This window comes from Halochromatium roseum (assembly GCF_016653315.1).
GTDB classification, from domain to species: domain Bacteria; phylum Pseudomonadota; class Gammaproteobacteria; order Chromatiales; family Chromatiaceae; genus Lamprobacter; species Lamprobacter roseus.
This window is the reverse complement of sequence record NZ_NHSH01000067.1, coordinates 22637-41148: the sequence shown is the minus strand read 5'-3', so window position 1 is coordinate 41148 and position 18512 is coordinate 22637. Positions and strand designations below refer to the sequence as shown.

18 protein-coding genes are annotated in these 18512 nt (G+C 56.0%); 17 read left to right on the top strand and 1 reads right to left on the bottom strand.

Features of this window, described 5'->3' with window-relative positions; translation table 11 throughout:
* From CCR96_RS18675 to CCR96_RS24740, 7 genes are all read left to right on the top strand, one after another.
* Nucleotides 1–842, top strand: an 842-nt coding sequence (locus CCR96_RS18675; RefSeq protein ID WP_207192012.1) for a S24 family peptidase, incomplete at its 5' end; no start/stop codon positions are given.
* A gap of 182 nt (nucleotides 843–1024) precedes the next feature.
* On the top strand, nucleotides 1025–1261 hold the full coding sequence (locus CCR96_RS18670) for a type II toxin-antitoxin system Phd/YefM family antitoxin (RefSeq protein WP_201222141.1): 237 nt from the start codon (nucleotides 1025–1027) through the stop codon (nucleotides 1259–1261).
* On the top strand, nucleotides 1258–1632 hold the full coding sequence (locus CCR96_RS18665) for a type II toxin-antitoxin system VapC family toxin (protein WP_201222139.1): 375 nt from the start codon (nucleotides 1258–1260) through the stop codon (nucleotides 1630–1632). The genes CCR96_RS18670 and CCR96_RS18665 overlap by 4 nt, the downstream gene beginning before the upstream one ends.
* Nucleotides 1613–1897 (top strand): hypothetical protein, encoded by a 285-nt coding sequence (locus CCR96_RS18660; RefSeq protein WP_201222136.1) that lies wholly within the window; start codon nucleotides 1613–1615, stop codon nucleotides 1895–1897. Before CCR96_RS18665 ends, CCR96_RS18660 begins: the two co-directional genes overlap by 20 nt.
* Before the next feature lie 75 nt (nucleotides 1898–1972).
* Nucleotides 1973–2203: an AbrB/MazE/SpoVT family DNA-binding domain-containing protein gene (locus CCR96_RS18655; protein WP_201222134.1), complete on the top strand. Its 231-nt coding sequence runs from the start codon at nucleotides 1973–1975 to the stop codon at nucleotides 2201–2203.
* Nucleotides 2193–2546: a type II toxin-antitoxin system PemK/MazF family toxin gene (locus CCR96_RS18650; protein ID WP_201222132.1), complete on the top strand. Its 354-nt coding sequence runs from the start codon at nucleotides 2193–2195 to the stop codon at nucleotides 2544–2546. Before CCR96_RS18655 ends, CCR96_RS18650 begins: the two co-directional genes overlap by 11 nt.
* Nucleotides 2533–2952: an RpnC/YadD family protein gene (locus tag CCR96_RS24740; RefSeq protein WP_242519201.1), complete on the top strand. Its 420-nt coding sequence runs from the start codon at nucleotides 2533–2535 to the stop codon at nucleotides 2950–2952. Before CCR96_RS18650 ends, CCR96_RS24740 begins: the two co-directional genes overlap by 14 nt.
* 475 nt (nucleotides 2953–3427) lie before the next feature.
* Here the strand turns inward: CCR96_RS24740 and CCR96_RS18640 are convergent, their stop codons facing one another.
* A complete protein-coding gene (locus tag CCR96_RS18640) occupies nucleotides 3428–3814 on the bottom strand; it encodes a flagellar protein FlaG (RefSeq protein WP_201222131.1) in 387 nt (128 codons plus the stop codon).
* Between the two features lie 335 nt (nucleotides 3815–4149).
* On the opposite strand from CCR96_RS18640, the gene CCR96_RS18630 reads away from it, so the two are divergent.
* The 10 genes from CCR96_RS18630 (at nucleotide 4150) to CCR96_RS18585 (ending at nucleotide 18511) form a co-directional block, all read left to right on the top strand.
* Nucleotides 4150–5949, top strand: a complete 1800-nt coding sequence (locus tag CCR96_RS18630; RefSeq protein WP_242519200.1) for a flagellin N-terminal helical domain-containing protein — start codon at nucleotides 4150–4152, stop codon at nucleotides 5947–5949.
* Nucleotides 5950–6149: 200 nt separating this feature from the next.
* Nucleotides 6150–9176: an O-linked N-acetylglucosamine transferase, SPINDLY family protein gene (locus CCR96_RS18625; RefSeq protein WP_201222129.1), complete on the top strand. Its 3027-nt coding sequence runs from the start codon at nucleotides 6150–6152 to the stop codon at nucleotides 9174–9176.
* Between the two features lie 236 nt (nucleotides 9177–9412).
* On the top strand, nucleotides 9413–10069 hold the full coding sequence (locus CCR96_RS18620) for a hypothetical protein (RefSeq protein WP_201222127.1): 657 nt from the start codon (nucleotides 9413–9415) through the stop codon (nucleotides 10067–10069).
* A gap of 20 nt (nucleotides 10070–10089) precedes the next feature.
* Entirely contained in the window at nucleotides 10090–12507 is a 2418-nt protein-coding gene (locus CCR96_RS18615; protein ID WP_201222125.1) for an acyltransferase, read from the top strand.
* A 154-nt stretch (nucleotides 12508–12661) separates the two neighbouring features.
* On the top strand, nucleotides 12662–13699 hold the full coding sequence (locus tag CCR96_RS18610) for a radical SAM/SPASM domain-containing protein (RefSeq protein WP_201222123.1): 1038 nt from the start codon (nucleotides 12662–12664) through the stop codon (nucleotides 13697–13699).
* A gap of 30 nt (nucleotides 13700–13729) precedes the next feature.
* Nucleotides 13730–14767, top strand: coding sequence for a nucleotidyltransferase family protein (locus CCR96_RS18605; RefSeq protein WP_201222121.1), 1038 nt, complete (start codon nucleotides 13730–13732; stop codon nucleotides 14765–14767).
* Nucleotides 14764–15468, top strand: a complete 705-nt coding sequence (locus tag CCR96_RS18600) for an acylneuraminate cytidylyltransferase family protein (RefSeq protein ID WP_274601152.1) — start codon at nucleotides 14764–14766, stop codon at nucleotides 15466–15468. The genes CCR96_RS18605 and CCR96_RS18600 overlap by 4 nt, the downstream gene beginning before the upstream one ends.
* Nucleotides 15440–16438, top strand: a complete 999-nt coding sequence (locus tag CCR96_RS18595) for an NAD-dependent 4,6-dehydratase LegB (RefSeq protein WP_201222119.1) — start codon at nucleotides 15440–15442, stop codon at nucleotides 16436–16438. The genes CCR96_RS18600 and CCR96_RS18595 overlap by 29 nt, the downstream gene beginning before the upstream one ends.
* The gene (locus tag CCR96_RS18590) at nucleotides 16435–17619 is read left to right on the top strand and encodes a LegC family aminotransferase (RefSeq protein ID WP_207192009.1); all 1185 of its coding nucleotides are present in this window, start codon (nucleotides 16435–16437) and stop codon (nucleotides 17617–17619) included. The genes CCR96_RS18595 and CCR96_RS18590 overlap by 4 nt, the downstream gene beginning before the upstream one ends.
* 295 nt (nucleotides 17620–17914) lie before the next feature.
* Nucleotides 17915–18511 (top strand): hypothetical protein, encoded by a 597-nt coding sequence (locus CCR96_RS18585; protein ID WP_201222117.1) that lies wholly within the window; start codon nucleotides 17915–17917, stop codon nucleotides 18509–18511.
* Nucleotide 18512: the final 1 nt, after the last annotated feature.

Here is an 18512-nt window from a genome sequence, read left to right as displayed (position 1 = left end):
GCAGAATAAACAAACTGTTTGTTGCTGTCTACCTAGCGCTGTTTAGACTGCCCGGCATGAATCCAATGGCGAACGTCGAAGCAGAAATCCGAGCGCGCGGTGAGACGCTTGCGTCCTTTGCCGCCCGAATCGGCGTGCGTAGTCAAGACATCAACAACTGGAAGCGCCGGGGCATCCCCAGGACGAAGCAGACCGCTGTGGCCGAGGCGTTGGGCTGGAGTCTCGATCGGTTGTTGACGGGGGAGCCCGTGGCGCCTGACCTAACGGACCAGCTCCAAGCGGACCAGCCCCAAATGGATCAGCGCCAAGCGGATCAGCCGAACAGCCATGCCAGGTCGCTGGCTGATACGGGAGTCACTCATGCATATCCAGCGATCGCTGGATTTGCGATCCGTGAGACGGAAGACAGTGATCCGAGCGAGCCCGCACCATGGCTTCCCAAGCAACGCCTAGCGCTCCAAGCGGGGCAGGTGGTGATGATTGAGGAGCGACGCTCGCCCGTGGCCTTTCCTCCCGACTGGTTGCAGCGCCGCGGGCTGCGGCAAGAGAACCTGGCCCTGTATCAAGCCGAGGGCGATGCGATGGCGCCCCTCATTCGGGCCGGCGATATCCTGCTGATCGACCTCTCAGACTCCGGTCCTGTCGAGGAAGGCGTGTTTCTCCTGCACGATGGTCGGAAGTTCCTCATCCGCCGAATCTACGTCGACTATGATGGCGCCTGGATTCTCCGCGCCGACAACCTCGCTCGGTATCCGGATCGGAGAGTCTCGCCGGCAGCGCAGGGGACTCAGGTCAATTTGGTGGGGCGCGTCTACTGGCGTGGAGGGGAGATCAACCCATGAGGGTTGCCAGACACCCGTGATGCTGTGCGAGCGCGGCGACGAGCGCGCATTGATTCTGCCGCTCTTCCGCCAAGAAAGTGATGCCATTCCGGTTTTCTCACGGCTCACTCGCTTTTCACCTTGGCTAAACTGGCTAAGCATCCTAGACTGTCAGTCTGTCTAGCGCTTGGAGCAACCCTTCCATGCAAGTCAACATGCTTGAGGCCAAAAGTCAGCTGTCGAAACTCGTCAAAGCCGCGCTCGCCGGTCAGGAGGTTGTGATCGCCAGTCACGGTGAGGCCCAAGTTCGGTTGGTCCCCTGCACGCCCGCTGCCGGATTGCGCCACTGCGGCATCTGGGCAGATCGCGGCATCGGGATCGATGCGGCCTTTAGCGAAGAGTCGGATGCCGAGGTCGCCAATCTGTTCGCTGGCACATGACGCTGTTGCTCGACACCCAGATCATGCTCTGGTGGCTGCTGGGCGATGCCCGGCTGCGCAAGGAGACGCGAGAACTGATCGCCTCGACCCGTGCCCTGGTGTCCGTCGCGAGTGTCTGGGAAGTCGCGATCAAGCACCGGTCAGGGAAACTGCCTGTCGATCCCGTCAGCTTTCGCGATGAATGTCTCGGCGCCGGGGCGACGCTACTCGAGATCAAGGATCTGCATGTCATCGAAACGGGCAGGCTGCCCGGCATCCATGAAGATCCATTTGATCGGCTCATCATCGCGCAAGCCCGCACCGAGGGCATGGTTGCGGTCTCCTCTGATGCCCGATGGGCTCAGTACGACGTTGCGCTACGACGCCCCTGAGTGCATCGACGAAGGGCGTGATACTTCCGAACAACTCAGCGCCATCGACAGCCCGCTCAGCGGCATCATCCAGGTCGAGATCGCCTCAGGCGATCGCGCCTCCCTGCGAGCCGCCGTCCATCGGCTGGTGCGCCTGATCCAGACCGACCCCAACAAGACCCGCCTCGACCGGCTCATCACCCGCTGGCTCAAGCGCCATCTCCAGCGCCTTGGCGCGAAGATCGACCTCACACCGGTTCATTCACTGTCCCGGGTTTCCCAATAATGACGATGCGGAACTGATGGCCAGAGCAGAGGCACTAATGCTACCGTAATACGGTAATACCAGCTCGGAGGCACCATGAGCCAAATTGTCAAAATCACCACCAAGGGGCAGACGACCATCCCGCAAGAGATACGCCTCGCCCTGCACGTAGAACCCGGCGACTTCGTCTTCTGGGAAATGGTCGAAGAGGGCATCGCCCGGGTGCGCCGGGTACAACCGCTTGATCTTGATTACCTAAACGCCTTGCAAGGCACGCTCGGCGAGTGGGCTGGGGATGCCGACGAGGCCGCCTACCGTGACCTTTGAGCGCTACACCCTGGTGCGGGTTCCGTTTCCCTTCACCGACCGTAACGCAGCCAAAAACCGGCCCGCGCTGGTGCTCTCGGATGCCAAAGCCTTCAACACACCTGTCGGCCACTCGGTGATGGCCATGATCACCTCCCAATCCAACGCACCCTGGCCCCTCGACTGCCCGATCACCGATCTGGTCAGCGCCGGGTTGCCGGCGCCCTCCAAGGTGCGCTTCAAGCTCTTCACATTAGACCACCGCCTGGTGCGTGGCCGCTTGGGCCAGCTCTCGCTGCCGGATCAGCACGAGGTCTGGCGACATCTCGCACGCTTACTGCAGGAACCCCTTGACCATCAGTAGAGCTGCGCATGCCGGCGATCGCACCCCCCTGCAAGCCGCCGTCGATCGGCTGGTGCGCCTGATCCAGGCCGACCCCAACAAAGCCCGCCTCGATCGGCTCATCACCCGCTGGCTCAAGCGTCATCTCCAGCGCCTTGGTGCACAGATCGACCTTACCCAGATCAACTCACTCGTCGAGGACAAAGCGATGTTGGCCGAAAATCGACAACACTGGGCAGAACGCGAGCGTGAAGAAGGCCACAAAGAAGGCCGTCAAGAAGGACTCGAAGAAGGCCGACAACAAGCCAACCGGGAAACCGCCTTGCAACTCATTAGTATCGGTCTGCTCAAAGACAGCCAGATCCCTCAAGCCACCGGCCTGAGCCTTGCCCAGATCGAAGCGCTACGGTCTCAGCCTCCGTCTTGACACAATGCGCTGGCCCAATCCGCTAAACTCAGCCCACGGCGACCACCGAAACCAACACCGACAACACCCCGGCTGCAACGGTCGCAACCAATAACGACCAAGGCAGCCCCAAGCACGACGAAGGCGGCCCCAGAAACGACCAAGACAGCCCCTGGAAAGAAGCCCTCGAGCGCTTCTTCCCCGAGTTCCTCGCGCTATGATTCCCGGCCATCCACGCCGAGATCGACTGCAACACCCCCTACCGCTCGCTCGACAAAGCACTGCAGCAGATCACCGGCGATGCCGACAGCGGCCGACGCTACGCCGACAAACGCATCGATGTGCGTACCCGAGAAGGCCATGACCTCTGGGTGCCGCTAGTTTCGCCCCACAGACGACGAAGACGGGCGTTGGGGCTGTCGCATCCTGTTTGAGTTTCCTCAAGACTGCAGGCACCCAGCCGCCAGGCGCCGAGCCCCCAGCAACCCCCAACCCCTCAAGCCTGAAGATTCACCAAGTCACCGCGCGCGGCCTGGGTCATCTCCATGATCTTCTCGGCCATGCGCAGCACCTCCTCCGGCGGAATCTGGCGGATCACATCGCCCGACTCGATATCCACAAGACGCGTGATCAAGCGTTCGCCGGGCGGCTCGCTCATCTCGAACTGCACGCCATAATTGTTCATCACCTCGTTCACCCGCTGCAGCGGCTCCTCCAGATCAGTGCGGCCCGGGGCCTGATTACTCTGCGCTTGCGCCAGCGTGCTGCCGACGCTGGGCAACGCCTGCTGCAGCAAGCCCTCCAAGCGCTGGCGCGGATTGAGCTGGTTGACCGGAGCGGTGTTGGGGGCGGTTTGGCTGATATCGGTAATGGCGCTGGACATGGGAATCGGCTCCTTGTCAAACGGTTAGCAGATCGGACGCTAGGGCGAAGCGCGGCCCGATAGCCCCGAAGGCGAGGGCGGCACAGCGCCCACCGAGACGTCTTCTGAAAAGGGCTATCGGCCAACCGCGGCCAAACTTGAGCCTGAATGCTCCGGTCTGTGCGCTGAGTCCCGACTTGGCGCAGACCAACAAAAAAATTCAGCACAACCCTCAAGACTTGCCCGCCGCAGCCGTTATTACAGGCAACGGCCAACACTGGTGCCGTTTGCGACAGGCCCCGGCGGTAAGACACCTCCCCCTGACGCCTTCACCACGTACTCGGAAGGAGCGAACCATGTCCGTCATTAACACAAACATTACCTCACTGATTGCCCAGTCCAATCTTGGCAAGAGCCAGCAATCACTCGCCACCGCCATGGAGCGCCTGTCTTCCGGTATGCGCATCAACAGCGCGAAGGACGACGCCGCTGGCCAAGCCATCGCCAACCGCATGACCGCGCAGATTACCGGCCTGAACCAGGCCCAACGGAATGCCAATGACGGCATTTCTGTCGCGCAGACTGCGGAAGGCGCCCTGAATCAGGTCAACGATAACCTGCAGCGCATCCGCGAGCTGTCGGTGCAAGCAGCCAATGAGACCAACTCCTCCGCTGACCTGGGGTCCATCCAGGATGAAATTACTCAGCGGCTCAATGAAATCGATCGTATCTCGCGGGAGACCGATTTCAACGGCGTTAAGGTGTTAGAGAATACAACACAATTTAAGGTTCAAGTCGGCGCGAATGACGGTGAGGTGATCAACATCGGCTTAGAAGAGATTACCTCTGGAACGTTGAACGTTGACAAGCTTGATGTTAGAAGCATGGTGTTTAGCTCAGATCTAACCGCAGCTGCCCCGCTAAATCTGACGGATGTGACGAGCGTCCAAGCTGCGGATTGGGAAGATATTACCTTTGAGCTGGACAATTTGGACTTTCATCAGTACGTTGGCAATAGCGATCTAGCTGGCACCGATGCCGATGCTTACGCGAATAAACTTGTCCTGATGACCGGTGGTAACTACTATGAGGCGGCATTCGATGCCGATACGAATACGATTAGCCTTGGAACAGCGATCACTGGCTCGGCAGCACTCACTTTAGCGGCTAGTGTTGCAACCTTCGCGGCTGGTGTAGATTTCCTGGACGGCGATGACAACCTCGTTACGTATACAGAAGCAAGCAATGCTGCTATATCGGCTGATGTTGTAGACATTACCACTCTCTATCAGGCCAATACTGCCGGCGGCACCTCGGAGTATTATGCTGAAGACGCGGATGGCAACTTCTATGCGGCGACTGTCAATTACACCACTGGAGTGGTCTCGGTCGATTTTTCAGATTCAATCACTGCAGGCCACTCGCTACAAAGTCTGGGTGGTGTCAGCACGGACACAGCCGGTGTCGCGGTGACTGGACAAGAACTCCTAACGCAGATCGGCGTGGGTGTTGATATGAGCGCGACTGGCGGTGGCATTACCGCAGGCGCCACCGTCGATAGCCAGCTGGCCGGGACAAACACGCTGCAGCAAAACGAGGATGGTGACTATTTTGTCCGCAATGTGGATGCGGATGGCAACACCACCTACTATAACGCTTCGATTGTCGAGACGGGTGGCGTGGCTTTGGTCGACCTCGGTACTCAGGTTGCGAACCTTGATTCGCTCGCCCTTGAAGGCACCAATACGCTACTGCAAAACACGAACGTGAATGGTGATGCGAGTGAATACATCATCGAAAACGTGAATGGTGGGGTCACGACCTACTACGCGGCCACCTATGACCCAGACTCTGGGGAGGTCACGCAGGGCGATGAGATCGTAGTTGACCCGCTAGCGACCCTTGACAGCGCCTTGGCTCAGGTCGATAGCCTACGTTCCGATCTTGGCGCCATCCAGAATCGCTTCCAGGATGCCATCACGAACCTGGACACCAATCAGACAAATCTGTCCAGTGCGCGCTCACGCATCGAGGATGCCGACTATGCGCTAGAGGTTGCCAATATGACCCGTGCCCAGATCCTGCAGCAGGCGGGTACCTCGGTCTTGGCACAGGCTAATCAGTTGCCGCAGAACGTGCTCTCGCTGCTCGGCTAAGCGCTGATGTACCAACCTTGGCAGGGCGACGTGCCCTGCCATAGACCAGGCCGGTCCGTTATCAACGGGCCGGCCTAAATTCGTTTAGACGGCTGCACCCCGGCTTGCGTGCTATCCTCCGATAACGCGAGAAAGCAGCGATCTCTTCAGCTTGGTGTGTGCTGCGCGCGCTAAGCCCCCCCGGATGCGGGTAACACCAGATGGCAAAGTCTTCTTCCCGGCAGCGAGCAACCCGCCGGTTGTCTCCGCAACAGTTACGTCCCGTCACCACCCTTGATCCCGCCAAGGCTGCCAGTGCGGCGCTGGAAAAGGCGCGCCGGGCCACCGAGCGGCAGCCTGAGGACGCCGCTGCCTGGCGCCACTACGGGCTGCTGTTGGCGCGCACGCTGCAAAAGCCCGTCTTGCATGAGGCGCAAGCCGCGCTGACGCGCGCACTCGCATTCGATCCGCAAGCCCTTGAACCCAGAGCCTGGCTGGCGATGGTCTGCTACCATCTCGGCGACAGCGAGCGCGCGAGCGAACACGCCCAGACGGTGCTGGCCGAGCAGCCGCAGCAGCCGCAGGCGCTTTGGGCGCAAGCCCACCTTGACAACGATGCCGGGCGCCGCGAACAGGCGCTGGCCGGGGTTGAGCTTGCCCTTGAACATAGTCTGGATGATGATCGCCGGCTACAGGAGTTTCGAGGGCTGCTGCTGAGTGATGTCGGTCGTCTTGAAGACTCAGCGCAGGTCTACAAGGATCTGCTCGTCAAAGTGCCGAATAGTTGGAGCTATTGGAACAACCTCGGCACCGTGTATCGCGACCTGAGTGACTTGCCGGCGGCAGAAGATGCTTATCGACGGGCGACAGATGCGGTTGGCCAGAAGAATGCGACGCCCTATTCCAACCTCGTCACCTTGGCGCATTATGATCCGGCCAAGAGTCGAGAGCAGCTGTATGCGCTGAGTCAGGAATGGCAAACACGCTTTGCGCCCACCAGGGTTCCCGCACGCCCGCGACCAGAAGACCGCTCAGCGCATCGGCGCTTGCGCATCGGCATGTACTCCGACGGCTTTCGCGCACATCCAGTCGGTCACATGATTGGTGCCGCCTTAGGACGGCTGCATCCCGACGAGATCGAGCTCATCCTCTATCCGACACACGCGCAAGGCGATGTCATCACTCGCGCGCTGAAGGGGTTTGCCACGCAGTGGACGCCGGTCCACGCCATGAGCGAGGATGAATTCTACGAGCAGCTGATCGAGGATCGCATCGACATCCTGTTCGATCTCGCGGGCCATAACCGGGGCACCCGCGCCCGGGTGATCGCCCGGCAGCCGGCGCCACTGATCGTGAAATGGGTTGGCGGGCTGATCAATACCACCGGCATTCACGCCATTGATTATCTGCTCAGCGATGCCATCGAAACCCCGCCAGGCGCTGCGGAAGACGCCTTTTATACCGAGAAGCTGATTCGCCTGCCGGATGATTACATTGTCTACCATCCAACGCCCTATGCGCCGCCGGTTGGCCCCTTGCCGGCGCTTGAGCAGGGCAGGCTGACCCTTGGCTGCTTCAACAACCCGACCAAGCTCAATACCGAGCTGATCCACCAATGGTCGCAGTTGCTGCACGCGCTGCCGGGATCGCGCCTGCTGCTCAAGGGCAAGGCCTTCGACAGCGAGCCAGTCTGCGAGCGCATGCGCGCTGCGTTCGCCGCCGAGGGTATCGAGAGTGACCGCGTTTTGCTCGAAGGTTTCGAGCCTCACCAGGCCCTGCTAAACACCTACAACCGCGTCGACATCGCCCTCGACACCTGGCCCTATTCAGGCGGCCTGACCACCTGCGAGTCGCTACTGATGGGCGTGCCGGTGGTGACCTTGCCTGGACCGACCTTCGCCGGCCGCCACAGCGCGACTCATCTCACGAATGCCGGGTTGCCCGAGCTGGTGGTCTCGAGCTGGGACGAATACCGCGCGCGGGTCATCGAGCTCGCCAGCGATCTCGACAGCCTGGCCACCATCCGCCAACATCTGCGCCAAGTACTGCGCGAATCGCCGGTCTGCGATAGCCAGCGTTTCGCGCGTCATTTCATGATCGCCATGCGCGCCATCTGGCAGCGCTATTGCGAGGATAAGCCGCCAGCGGCGCTGACCCTCGACAAACAAGGCCAGGCCTGGTTCGACGGCGAGGCCGAGCCGATGGCGGTCAGTGTGCCCGAGCCGCTCCCGCTCACCAAGGCCGAGGCGCGCCAGCTCGACGCCTTCAACTGGAAACTCCCCAGCAAGCTGGTGGTGCTCGACAACAGCAGCAAGCTGCTGCGCGGCGGTGCCCTGCCGATCCTGCTCAAGACCGGCGCCTTTGGGATCGTCGCCTTCGACCCACAGAGCCAGGTCGAGCAGCCGGAACGCTTTAGCAACACCGAGCAGGTGCAACTCTTCCGTCACGCCCTGCTCGGCGACGGCCAGCCCGCGACCCTATATGCTTGTCTGGAGCCGAGGCTGAGTAGCACCTTGGCGCCGCTGCCCGCTGAGCAACTGCCGCGAGAAGTGCGCGAGGGCGCGCGTGTGCTCACCCAGCTGCCCATCCAGACTATCGCCCTGGATCAGATCGAGGGTCTCGAGAGCCTGGATTGGCTGCTCCTCGACGGACTCAGCGATGCCTCGACCATCCTTGAGCACGGGACCCAGGCGCTCAAGAACGGCCTGTTGATCGAGGTCCGCATCGATTTCGAGCGTACCCACCAGCGTCAGCCCAGCCTAGACGAGATCAGCTATTGGGCCAGTCGCAACGGCTTCCGGTTCTATTGCTTCCACGATATCGGTCGCCGCAGCCATCTGCCCGAGCGCGATGATCTGCTGAAAAAGCAGAGGAGCGAGCTGATCGTCGCCGATGCCCTGTTCATCCCCAGCGTTGCTCGCCTGGCCGAGCTGACCGACGAACAGTGCCTGAAGCTCGCCTTCCTGCTGCATACCATCTACGGGATTCGTGACCTCAGCTATGAACTGTTGGCGCGGGTCGACGCCGATAAGGCCGAGGCGTATCTGATCGCCGAAGGCATCGTCAAACGGCCCTTGGAAGAGGGACTGAACGAGGCCGAGGCTGAAGGCAACATCATCGTCGATGCCGGCGGCGGCGCGGTTGAGCTGGACGAGGATGGAATGGTGGATGACGTCCGCGCCCAGACGAAGGAGGATATGTCTACATTATTAGACTCAGAGCAAGAAGACGAATTCGTCTTTGACTAATCGCGGGGGAAGTCCCCGGCAAGCAAGCGTACTCTCGGCATCTGGGAGGCAGGCTGCCATGACTCTACAAGGAGCGCCGGGGGGTGAATGGCTGACCTGGATCAAGCAGACCCAGCGCAATCCGTGACAGCGCCTACAGAATCGCCGATTGAGCCGATGATACAGTGAGCAGATCTGTCAAAATCACTTCCGTCATGTCTTGCGTCAGTGTTAGAAGATCCCAACAGCAGGCCTGAGTGACCGTGCAGCCCCATTGGACCCTCAACCTCAACAACGGCCTCAAGGTCAACGTCCCGGCTGATCTGGACAACCCGGTCACCCTGACACTGCTGGAGTACGAAGACTGGCCCGAGCCCGAGCATGCCTTCCTGCGCCAGCTCATCCAACCCGGCATGCGCCTGTTGGATACCGACACCGGTCTGGGACTGGATGCGCTCGCTATGGCGAGGGGCTTGAACGGAGTAGGGCAGGTGACCGCCCTCAACCCGGATCCCCTGTTCGCGCGCTCGGTAGCGGACAATGGCCTGCAAGCGGTGATTCAGACGCCAACGGCACCTCACACAACGGCCCAACCGGCACCCGAGCAGGCCGCTAGCGACGGCGCCTTCGATCTGATTCGCCTCGGCGCCGAGACCCCGCTCGATCCGCGCTGGCTGCCACCCGCCGAGGCTGAAACAGATCCCGATCCGCTGATCATGCTCCCCAGCACAAGCCCATTGATCCCCGACCTGCAGGCCGCTGGCCTCGACCTCTACCGGCTGATCCCAGCCCTCAACGCCCTGGTGGCCGTGGCCGTAGAGGCCGACGCCGAACAACCCGCGACCCTGTTTGCCTGTCGAGCGTCCCGCGCTGCCTGGCTGCGCGAGCAGGGACGGTTGATTGCCACTGACTGATGTACCACACGACACCCGCCATGCCCGCCATCCCTCTCTGGTCCCAAGCACTCAGCCGCTATCCCTTTGCCACCGTGCTGATGGCCGGCTGGCGCGAAGCCGCCGCCGAGCTACCCGAAGTGTACAGCGCCGCACTGGATGCCGCACTCGCGGCCTTCGACCCCGAGCGCCCGCTGACCGAGCGCTATCAGCAGCTCTGCACCAGCCGCGCCCGGCTCGTCGAGTTAGCCATCGCCGGAGATCAGCATCTTGCCACCCAGTTGGTGCGCCTGCGTGTTTGGAGTGCGTTTGGCGAGCTTCGCGCGGCTCGGCAACTGTGTGTTGAATTGCTTGAGCAGCGCGAGCAGGCAACCCCGTCTGAAGGCGAGCGCCCACCCCAGCAGCAGCCCCGCGAACTCCCGCAAGATCTGGCCGCAACGCTGCGCGAACGGCCCTTTTTGCCAAGTTGCGCCCGGTTCGACAGCTGCCCGCCGCAAGCAGAGCAGGGCCTCCATGTTCAGCCTCACGACCTCAACGCTTGGCTAAACGGCATGCTGATCGAAACCGACATTCAACTCAACGTCGAGCGCCGCCACAATCAACCGCAAGCCGAACTGGCGCGTCTGGCTCAGCGCCATAAGTTACCCAATGCTGAGATTGAAAGCGAACGAATGTTGGCTTTGGCTGCGCTACGGCTGCAGAAAAAGGTGACGATTAAGCCGGGGAGTCGGTTGCTGGTGGAGGGGAAAAATACTGAACATTGGAAAAGACTTGGAGAGAAGCAGACTGCAATGCCGTCTCTAGAACAACAGAAATTGAAATCGGCTGATCAGCGTTCCCAGCAAATACCTGTCGCTAATCATGAAAAAAAAGCATCTGCCATTCATGCAGGATCTCAATCCAAAAAACCGCATGCGCACTTGCTGGATAAAGCCAGAAATAGCAGTGCTAAAGAAAATGAAGGCAAACTATTGTCATTGCTGCGAACAGCAAGTAAAAATGAAATTCAAGAATTTGCGAAGATATTAATGCCATTTATAGCGGATGCAGAGCTCAGGCAAGTGCGTGTGTGGGGCGATCGTAGTCGCCTGCATCTTGAGAATATAACAATCCCCGTTAATGATTTACTGATTAACACTCGCTCAGGACATGTCACAATAAAAGAAAACTGTTTTTTCGGGCATCGTTGCATGCTGTTGACAGGGACGCATGACTATAGGAAAAAAGGAATAGAAAGGTTGAAAGCTGTTCCCTCAGGCGGTCGGGACATAACCTTAGAAAAAGGGGTTTGGCTAGGGTCCGACGTCACTGTACTGGGTCCAGTGCATATTGGTGAAAATGCAGTTGTAGCCGCCGGTAGTTTGGTTACAAAAGATGTCGCGCCGAATACAATCGTTGCTGGAAGACCAGCAAGTTTGGTCAAAACGATTCAATTTGATGAATCTGCTCAGCATAAACCACTGGTAAAAAAAAGAAAGAGAGAAAGCCTCGATGGCAGAACAGGCACGAGCAACAATATAGATAAGTTATTGGTGCGGGTTAATGGTTTACATGCCAAAGGAAAAACACTTGAGGCTAAAAAAATACTGCACAATACCTTTAAATTGAAAAAAAGCGGATTTTCAGTAGAGCATTTTTTCAAAAAAACCGGTCTAGTTGAAAGAATTAATACTAAGGTTGGGGGGAGTGGTGAGCACAAAAAAGTATTGGTTTTAGGATCGAAGCCCGATGCTTGTATTCCAAAAAAATGGGATTTGGTTTTTGGTGCAAATTCTAGCATTAAGTATTATTCCAATGAGATTTCAAACTATTTATACAAAATTGGAGTATGGGGTCCCATTGGAATTGAGAGCTTAACACAGCTTGCAGAAGGGGGGGCAGATGAAATAGTAACGCTGGGAGATAAAGTAGGTTTGTTTGAAGGAAAAAGCGGACAGTTTAGAGTCGCGCAGAAAGGTGAAATGGAAAAAAATATTTTTTATTCGATATTAAGTTTCTCAGAAAGAAGAGAGATGATAGGGGATGTGGTTGGATTAGATACCCCCTTTTTTCATGATATATTTTTTAGTATCGATTACCAGTATCAATATCAGCTTTTGAAGCACTGCATTGATTTTAAATTTTGTCATGAGCGAGGAATAAATAAGGCTTATGATTGGCCTTTACCTCTGCGGCCTTCTTCTGGTGTTTTTTCTTTAATTGTTGCCATTGTATTATTCAATAAAAATGCAGAATATCGATTGGCCGGGATAGGCAGTGGACTAAAGGATGACACGAGATATATTCATCCGACGAGGCTTGGGGATTTGTCGCAAAAAAATCAGATGGAAAAAATTTTTGGTTTAGATGCGCATGTTACAGCAGATCTAGAGATTATAGAACTGCTCAGCAAAAAATTCATAATTACTACAACCGATGCCAGCTTAAGCGAAATGGCAAAAATAAAGCTGGTGAACTAACCAGGTAAACCGCTATCAACTGTAAGTCCTGCAAAATCCCATTCATGAAGCGAGTGTATAATCGCAGAGTCTTTGGTTAAAAAGTATCCATAATCGCAGCCATTAAGGTAAATAGATGAATCCTATCCAGGTCAGAATCGATCACAGTTTCCACATGGTTAACATTGATCGCATTGAACAATGGGAAAACAAACAACCTCCAGAATACCATGAATACCGGAGGATGTGGAACGATAATCCCAAAAATGATGTACTTGGAGCTGTTCCCTTACACCTCGATATCGAAGCCACCTCTGATTGCAACCTAAAATGCACGATGTGCCCAAGGACTGAGATGGTCGACTTGAATCGCTTCTGGAAAGTTGAGTCCTTTTCAATGGATCTGTTTTACAGGCTCATTGATGAGGCGTCTTCTAAGGGGTTGAAGTCGCTAAAGCTACAATACTTAGGCGAGCCACTTCTGAATCCAAGGATTTTTGAAATGGTAAGTTACGCGAAAAGTAAAGGCGTTATTGATGTCATGTTTAATACAAACGCAACATCATTGACAAAGGCTAAGATTGATGAAGTGTTTGAATCTGGACTTGATAAGCTTTTTTTTTCATTTGACTCACCTAACAAGGAGCATTATGAAAAAATAAGAGTCAATGCTAATTATGATAAAGTGCTTCGGAATATTCAAAATTTTTCTGAGGCTAAACGACAACGTGGTTTAGATAGGCCATTCACAAGAGCGAGCATGGTTAAGCTTCCGGGCTTCGAAGAAGAATGGAATCAGTTTCAGGCTCTATTTGAGCCATTAGTGGATGGAATTGCTGCCCTTGATGAAATGGATCACCATGAACCTGCCGAGCATTTTGAAGACCCTTTTTCATCTGAAGTGATGCTGAAGATAAAACAGCAAATTGAAGACGAAAAAACTACTGTGGATGCAGGGGGGAATAGTGAATCATTGAAGCCAGAGTTTTGTTGTCCACAACTTTGGCAACGTATGTTTATCCATCCGGATGGTATAGTAACCCCGTGCTGCGTGGACTCTTACCGGACGCTTAAAATGGGTAACATTCATGAAAATAGTATTGAGGAGATATGGCATGGTGAGCAGTACCAGTATCTGCGCGAGATTCATCGTAGTGGCAATCGGAAGTTGATTGAAACCTGCCGCCGCTGTGGTCTTGCAAATCTGGATTAGATAATGACTGTCACATCTGCCTAGCCGCTCATGAGACCCTTACTTGAGTACACCATCGCTGAGCATGCGTCTGTATGGGATGCAGTTCGGGTTATCGATAAAGCCGAAGCCCAGATTGCGCTTGTGGTTGACTCCAATAGAAAACTTCTGGGTACAGTGACGGATGGTGATGTTAGACGCGCGTTGCTTTGTGGGCATGACCTCAAGCGCCCGGTAAGAGAGATCATGCAGTGCCATTTTCGCTGGTTGCCAGAGCCGGCAACGGAGCGTGATGCATTAGCATTTATGGGACGGAACTCACTTCGACAAGTTCCTGTTCTGGATGCTGAAGGGCGTTTGATTCAACTGCATAGACTAGAGGATATTCTCAGGCCTAAATCTCGACCTAATTCGGTTGTGATTTTGGCTGGGGGAAAAGGAAAAAGGTTGAGGCCGATGACGGATCATTGCCCCAAACCGATGCTAAAGATTAATAATCGGCCCTTATTGGAGATCTTGCTGCTACAGTGTGTGGATGTTGGTCTGACAGAATTCTATTTTTCAGTCGGTTATCTAAAGAATCAAATAAAAGAATACTTTGGTGATGGTTCAAACTGGCAGGTTCGTATTCATTATCTTGAGGAGAGTATGCCGTTAGGCACGGCAGGGCCATTATCTCTTTTACCAGGCACCTTGAGCGAGCCAGTGCTTGTAGTAAACGGCGATGTCTTGACTCGAGTTGATTTCACGCGATTGCTTGATTTTCATGCGGAACATCGTTCTGCTGCTACCGTGTGTGTTCGTGAACACAGATCTCAGATTCCCTATGGAGTGGTGGAGACCGAAGATGTTCGCGTAGTTTCTGTCATAGAGAAACCGCAATTGACGCACTATGTAAATGCTGGCGTTTATGTTTTAGACTCAAATTTGATTCAACATGTACCAGTGAATACATTTTTTGATATGCCATCTTTGATCACTGAAGCTCTCCGTTGCGGTCAATTAGTCAATGCCTTTCCGATTCATGAGTATTGGCTTGATATTGGTTTGCCTGAAACCCTAGAGCAAGCGATAGGTGACTGGAGTTGAATTGTTTCGCTTTAATTCCAGCTCGGGGTGGCTCTAAAGGTATCCCAAGAAAAAACGTCCGTCTTTTGGCCGATAAGCCTTTAATTGCCTGGACCATTGAGTCGGCCTTGCAGGCTATATCTGTTGAGCGCGTGGTCGTCAGCACAGAGGATGAAGAAATCGCTTCAATAGCTGAGGCATATGGAGCGGATATTCCATTCATGCGTCCCCGTGCTTTGGCTGGAGACGACACACCGACCATGGATGTGGTCTACCACGCTTTAGATCAGCTGTGCGAGTACGATTGGGTTCTGCTATTGCAACCCACATCTCCATTGCGAACGGCAGAAGACATTGATGGTATGGCAGCGTTTTGCGAGCAAGCACAAGCCCCGGCTGCTGTTTCAATTTGTCCCTGTTCAAAGCATCCGTTTTGGTCTTATTGGCAAGCTCCTAACGGTTTATTGCGCCCGTATGTCACAGATCAACCATTGATTGCGCGCCGTCAAGATTGTCCTCCTGCATTCGAGCTTAACGGCGCGATGTATTTGGGTAAAGCTTCTTGGTTGAGACAGCAGTCGCATTTCGTGACGAGCGAGACGGTTGGCTATCGTATGCCGCGATCGCGTTCTCTCGATCTCGATACTCCTGATGATTGGCTTTTGGCCGAGTTTTTAATTGGTAGGCAACGTAGTGAAGAAGATTTTGATCACCGGAGCTGATGGGTTTATTGGCTCCCATCTCACCGAAACCCTAGTGCGCGAGGGTTACGATGTCAAAGCCTTCGTTCTCTACAACTCCTTTAACACCTTGGGCTGGCTCGATGAATGCGCGGAAGACATGCGCGGTCAATTCGAGGTCTTCGCCGGCGACATTCGAGATCCGCATGGGGTGCGCACTGCGATGATGGGCTGCGATGCGGTGCTGCACCTGGCGGCGTTGATTGCCATTCCTTATTCCTATCATTCACCGGATACCTATGTCGATACCAACGTCAAGGGTTCGCTCAATGTGGTACAAGCGGCGCGCGATCTGGGCATCTGCAAGGTCATCCACACGTCGACCAGCGAGGTTTATGGGACCGCGCGCTTTGTGCCTATCACCGAGGCCCATCCGCTACAAGGACAGTCGCCTTATTCGGCGAGCAAGATCGGTGCGGATCAAATCGCCCAATCCTTCTATCTGTCCTTCGGCACACCTGTTGTCACGCTACGGCCCTTCAACACCTATGGTCCCCGGCAGTCGGCGCGTGCGGTCATCCCGACCATCATGACCCAACTCGCCAGTGGCCAGCGCCAGATCAAGCTTGGCGCCGTGCATCCGACGCGCGATTTCAACTTCGTCGCTGACACTGTCAACGGCTTTATCAAGGCGTTGCAGAGCGAGGCCGGCATTGGCGAAACAATCAACCTTGGCAGCCATTTCGAGATCAGCATCGGCGATACCGCCCGCATCATTGCTGAGTTGATGGGCGCCGAGATCGAGATCCTGACCGACGAACAGCGTCTGCGTCCGGACAAGAGCGAGGTCGAGCGACTCTGGGCGGACAACAGCAAGGCGCGAGAACTGCTCGGCTGGGCGCCGCAGTACGGTGGCCTAGAAGGTTTCCGACGCGGCCTGTCCGAGACCCTGGACTGGTTCACGGAGTCGGCCAACCTGGTTCGCTACAAGGTGGATCGCTACAATATATGAAGGCGCTCCCTGTGGATGCGTTACCGGTGGCGATCATTGAGACATTGCGTGCAGTACTGGGGGAGGGCAATGCAGCGCTGCATGAACCCTGCTTCCAAGGCAACGAACAGCGCTATGTGCAGGACTGCATCGCCTCCACTTTCGTCTCCTCGGTTGGCGCCTATGTCGGGCGTTTCGAGCAAGCACTCGCTGAAGTCACCGGCGCCCGCCGTGCGGTGGCGGTGGTCAACGGCACCGCTGCCCTGCAGGTCGCGCTGCAACTCGCCGGCGTGGAGGCCAAAGATGAAGTCATCATTCCCGCCTTGACCTTCGTCGCGACCGCCAATGCGGTTCACTATCTGGGCGCGATCCCGCATTTTGCGGATAGCGAAGACCAAACACTCGGCCTCGATCCAGCAGCCCTGCGCGACTGGCTCAGCACAATCGCCGAACGTTCAGGTGCGGGCGCTGGCCGGCGTAATCGTCACACCGGCCGGCGCCTGCGCGCACTGGTGCCCATGCACTGCTTCGGCCATCCTTGTGACCTCGACGCCCTGCTCGCCATCGCGCAGGATTACCAGTTGGCTCTGGTTGAAGACGCAGCAGAATCCCTCGGCAGCCGCTACCATGGCCGCCACACCGGCACTTTCGGCCTACTCGGCACGCTGAGCTTCAACGGCAACAAAACCATCACCACCGGCGGTGGTGGCGCCATCTTGACCGCCGATATGCACCTGGCTGACCATGCCAAGCACCTGACCACCACCGCCAAACGCCCGCATCGCTGGGAGTCCATGCACGATGAAATCGGCTATAACTATCGCATGCCCAATCTCAACGCCGCGCTCGGCTGTGCGCAGTTGGAACAGTTGCCGAATTTTCTTGCCTCCAAGCGGCGCCTGGCCGCGCGCTATCGCGACGCTTTCGCGAATGCCGGTCTGGACCAAGCGCGCTTAATGCAAGAACCGCCCGGCTGCGAGAGCAATTACTGGCTACAGACGCTGATTCTTGATGAACGGGTGGCCGATCAACGCGATGCGATTCTGACGGCCACCAACGACGCCGGCCTGATGACCCGCCCAGCCTGGACGCTGCTGCACCAGTTGCCGCCTTACCGTGACTGCCCGCGCGCACCACTGCCGGTGGCGGAGTCCCTGGCAAGGCGCATCATCAACCTGCCGAGTAGTGCGGGATTAGCGTAAGGTCTTTTATCCTTTGCCCATCCAGACCAGGCGATTAATAAGCTTATGAGAAAACAACTCGATAACGCCTCGCGCTGGCGGCTCAAAAACATGCGATTCTTGCTTTACCCATTCCGTTGGCCCGAACAATCATCGCAGTCCGCGCTGATCGGCGCTGACGAAACCGCAACCAGGGCCTTGGTGGCTCGTTTGGCCAAGGGAAACGTGTTACTCCAAGCGGGACGTTATCAGACGCAGGATCAGTTGAATGAGCGCGCTGACCGCATGAGTGCTCATCGGTTTATCGATAATACGCATGACTGATCACCCAGAACGCTTTGCTGATCTTTATGAACTGTTTCGGCAAGCTGAAGTCCAGTTAAAGCAGACGGAGCAGATCGACCGAAATTTAACCATTCCGGCCATTAATGAGTTGCGCTATGTCGCTTTCCATCTGCTGCGAGCGTTATCTGAGCAAGACAGCACGGGATTCGATGCCGATATCGAGAGAGCAGAGAATCATGCCAAGCGAGCGATTTATGACGCGACCGAGGCGAGTATCCTCTCGCTATTGGAAAAAGCCGAAGCCTATCAATCCGATTTTAAGAATCTCGAATGTACTACCGAGGTTCTGCCAAATTATGTTGATCTACTCAATCAATTGGAAAGAATCCGTTGTGGCGTCTCGGACGTGAGGGCAAGCGACGAACTGTATCTCAATCGTCAGCAATATTACCCGCAAGTACTCAAATACATTGATGAACTCAAAGGCTTAGTAGCAACGTTTGAGCAGGCCGATCCGCTCATTCGCATCAAAAGCCGGAAAAGAGCGATTCAATTCCTGCTGACGGTTTTGTCAGTGTTCGCGGCAATTTTTGCGACTGTCGTCAGTATTGGGTTGCATTTCCTGTAGA

What these genes read in the sequence shown, in the direction of transcription:
- CCR96_RS18670 (WP_201222141.1), top strand. Translation starts at nt 1,025, where the DNA reads ATGCAAGTCAACATGCTTGAGGCCAAAAGTCAGCTGTCGAAACTCGTC.
- CCR96_RS18665 (WP_201222139.1), top strand. Translation starts at nt 1,258, where the DNA reads ATGACGCTGTTGCTCGACACCCAGATCATGCTCTGGTGGCTGCTGGGC.
- CCR96_RS18655 (WP_201222134.1), top strand. Translation starts at nt 1,973, where the DNA reads ATGAGCCAAATTGTCAAAATCACCACCAAGGGGCAGACGACCATCCCG.
- CCR96_RS18640 (WP_201222131.1), bottom strand. Translation starts at nt 3,814, where the DNA reads ATGTCCAGCGCCATTACCGATATCAGCCAAACCGCCCCCAACACCGCT.
- CCR96_RS18630 (WP_242519200.1), top strand. Translation starts at nt 4,150, where the DNA reads ATGTCCGTCATTAACACAAACATTACCTCACTGATTGCCCAGTCCAAT.
- CCR96_RS18625 (WP_201222129.1), top strand. Translation starts at nt 6,150, where the DNA reads ATGGCAAAGTCTTCTTCCCGGCAGCGAGCAACCCGCCGGTTGTCTCCG.
- CCR96_RS18615 (WP_201222125.1), top strand. Translation starts at nt 10,090, where the DNA reads ATGCCCGCCATCCCTCTCTGGTCCCAAGCACTCAGCCGCTATCCCTTT.
- CCR96_RS18610 (WP_201222123.1), top strand. Translation starts at nt 12,662, where the DNA reads ATGGTTAACATTGATCGCATTGAACAATGGGAAAACAAACAACCTCCA.
- CCR96_RS18605 (WP_201222121.1), top strand. Translation starts at nt 13,730, where the DNA reads ATGAGACCCTTACTTGAGTACACCATCGCTGAGCATGCGTCTGTATGG.
- CCR96_RS18590 (WP_207192009.1), top strand. Translation starts at nt 16,435, where the DNA reads ATGAAGGCGCTCCCTGTGGATGCGTTACCGGTGGCGATCATTGAGACA.
- CCR96_RS18585 (WP_201222117.1), top strand. Translation starts at nt 17,915, where the DNA reads ATGACTGATCACCCAGAACGCTTTGCTGATCTTTATGAACTGTTTCGG.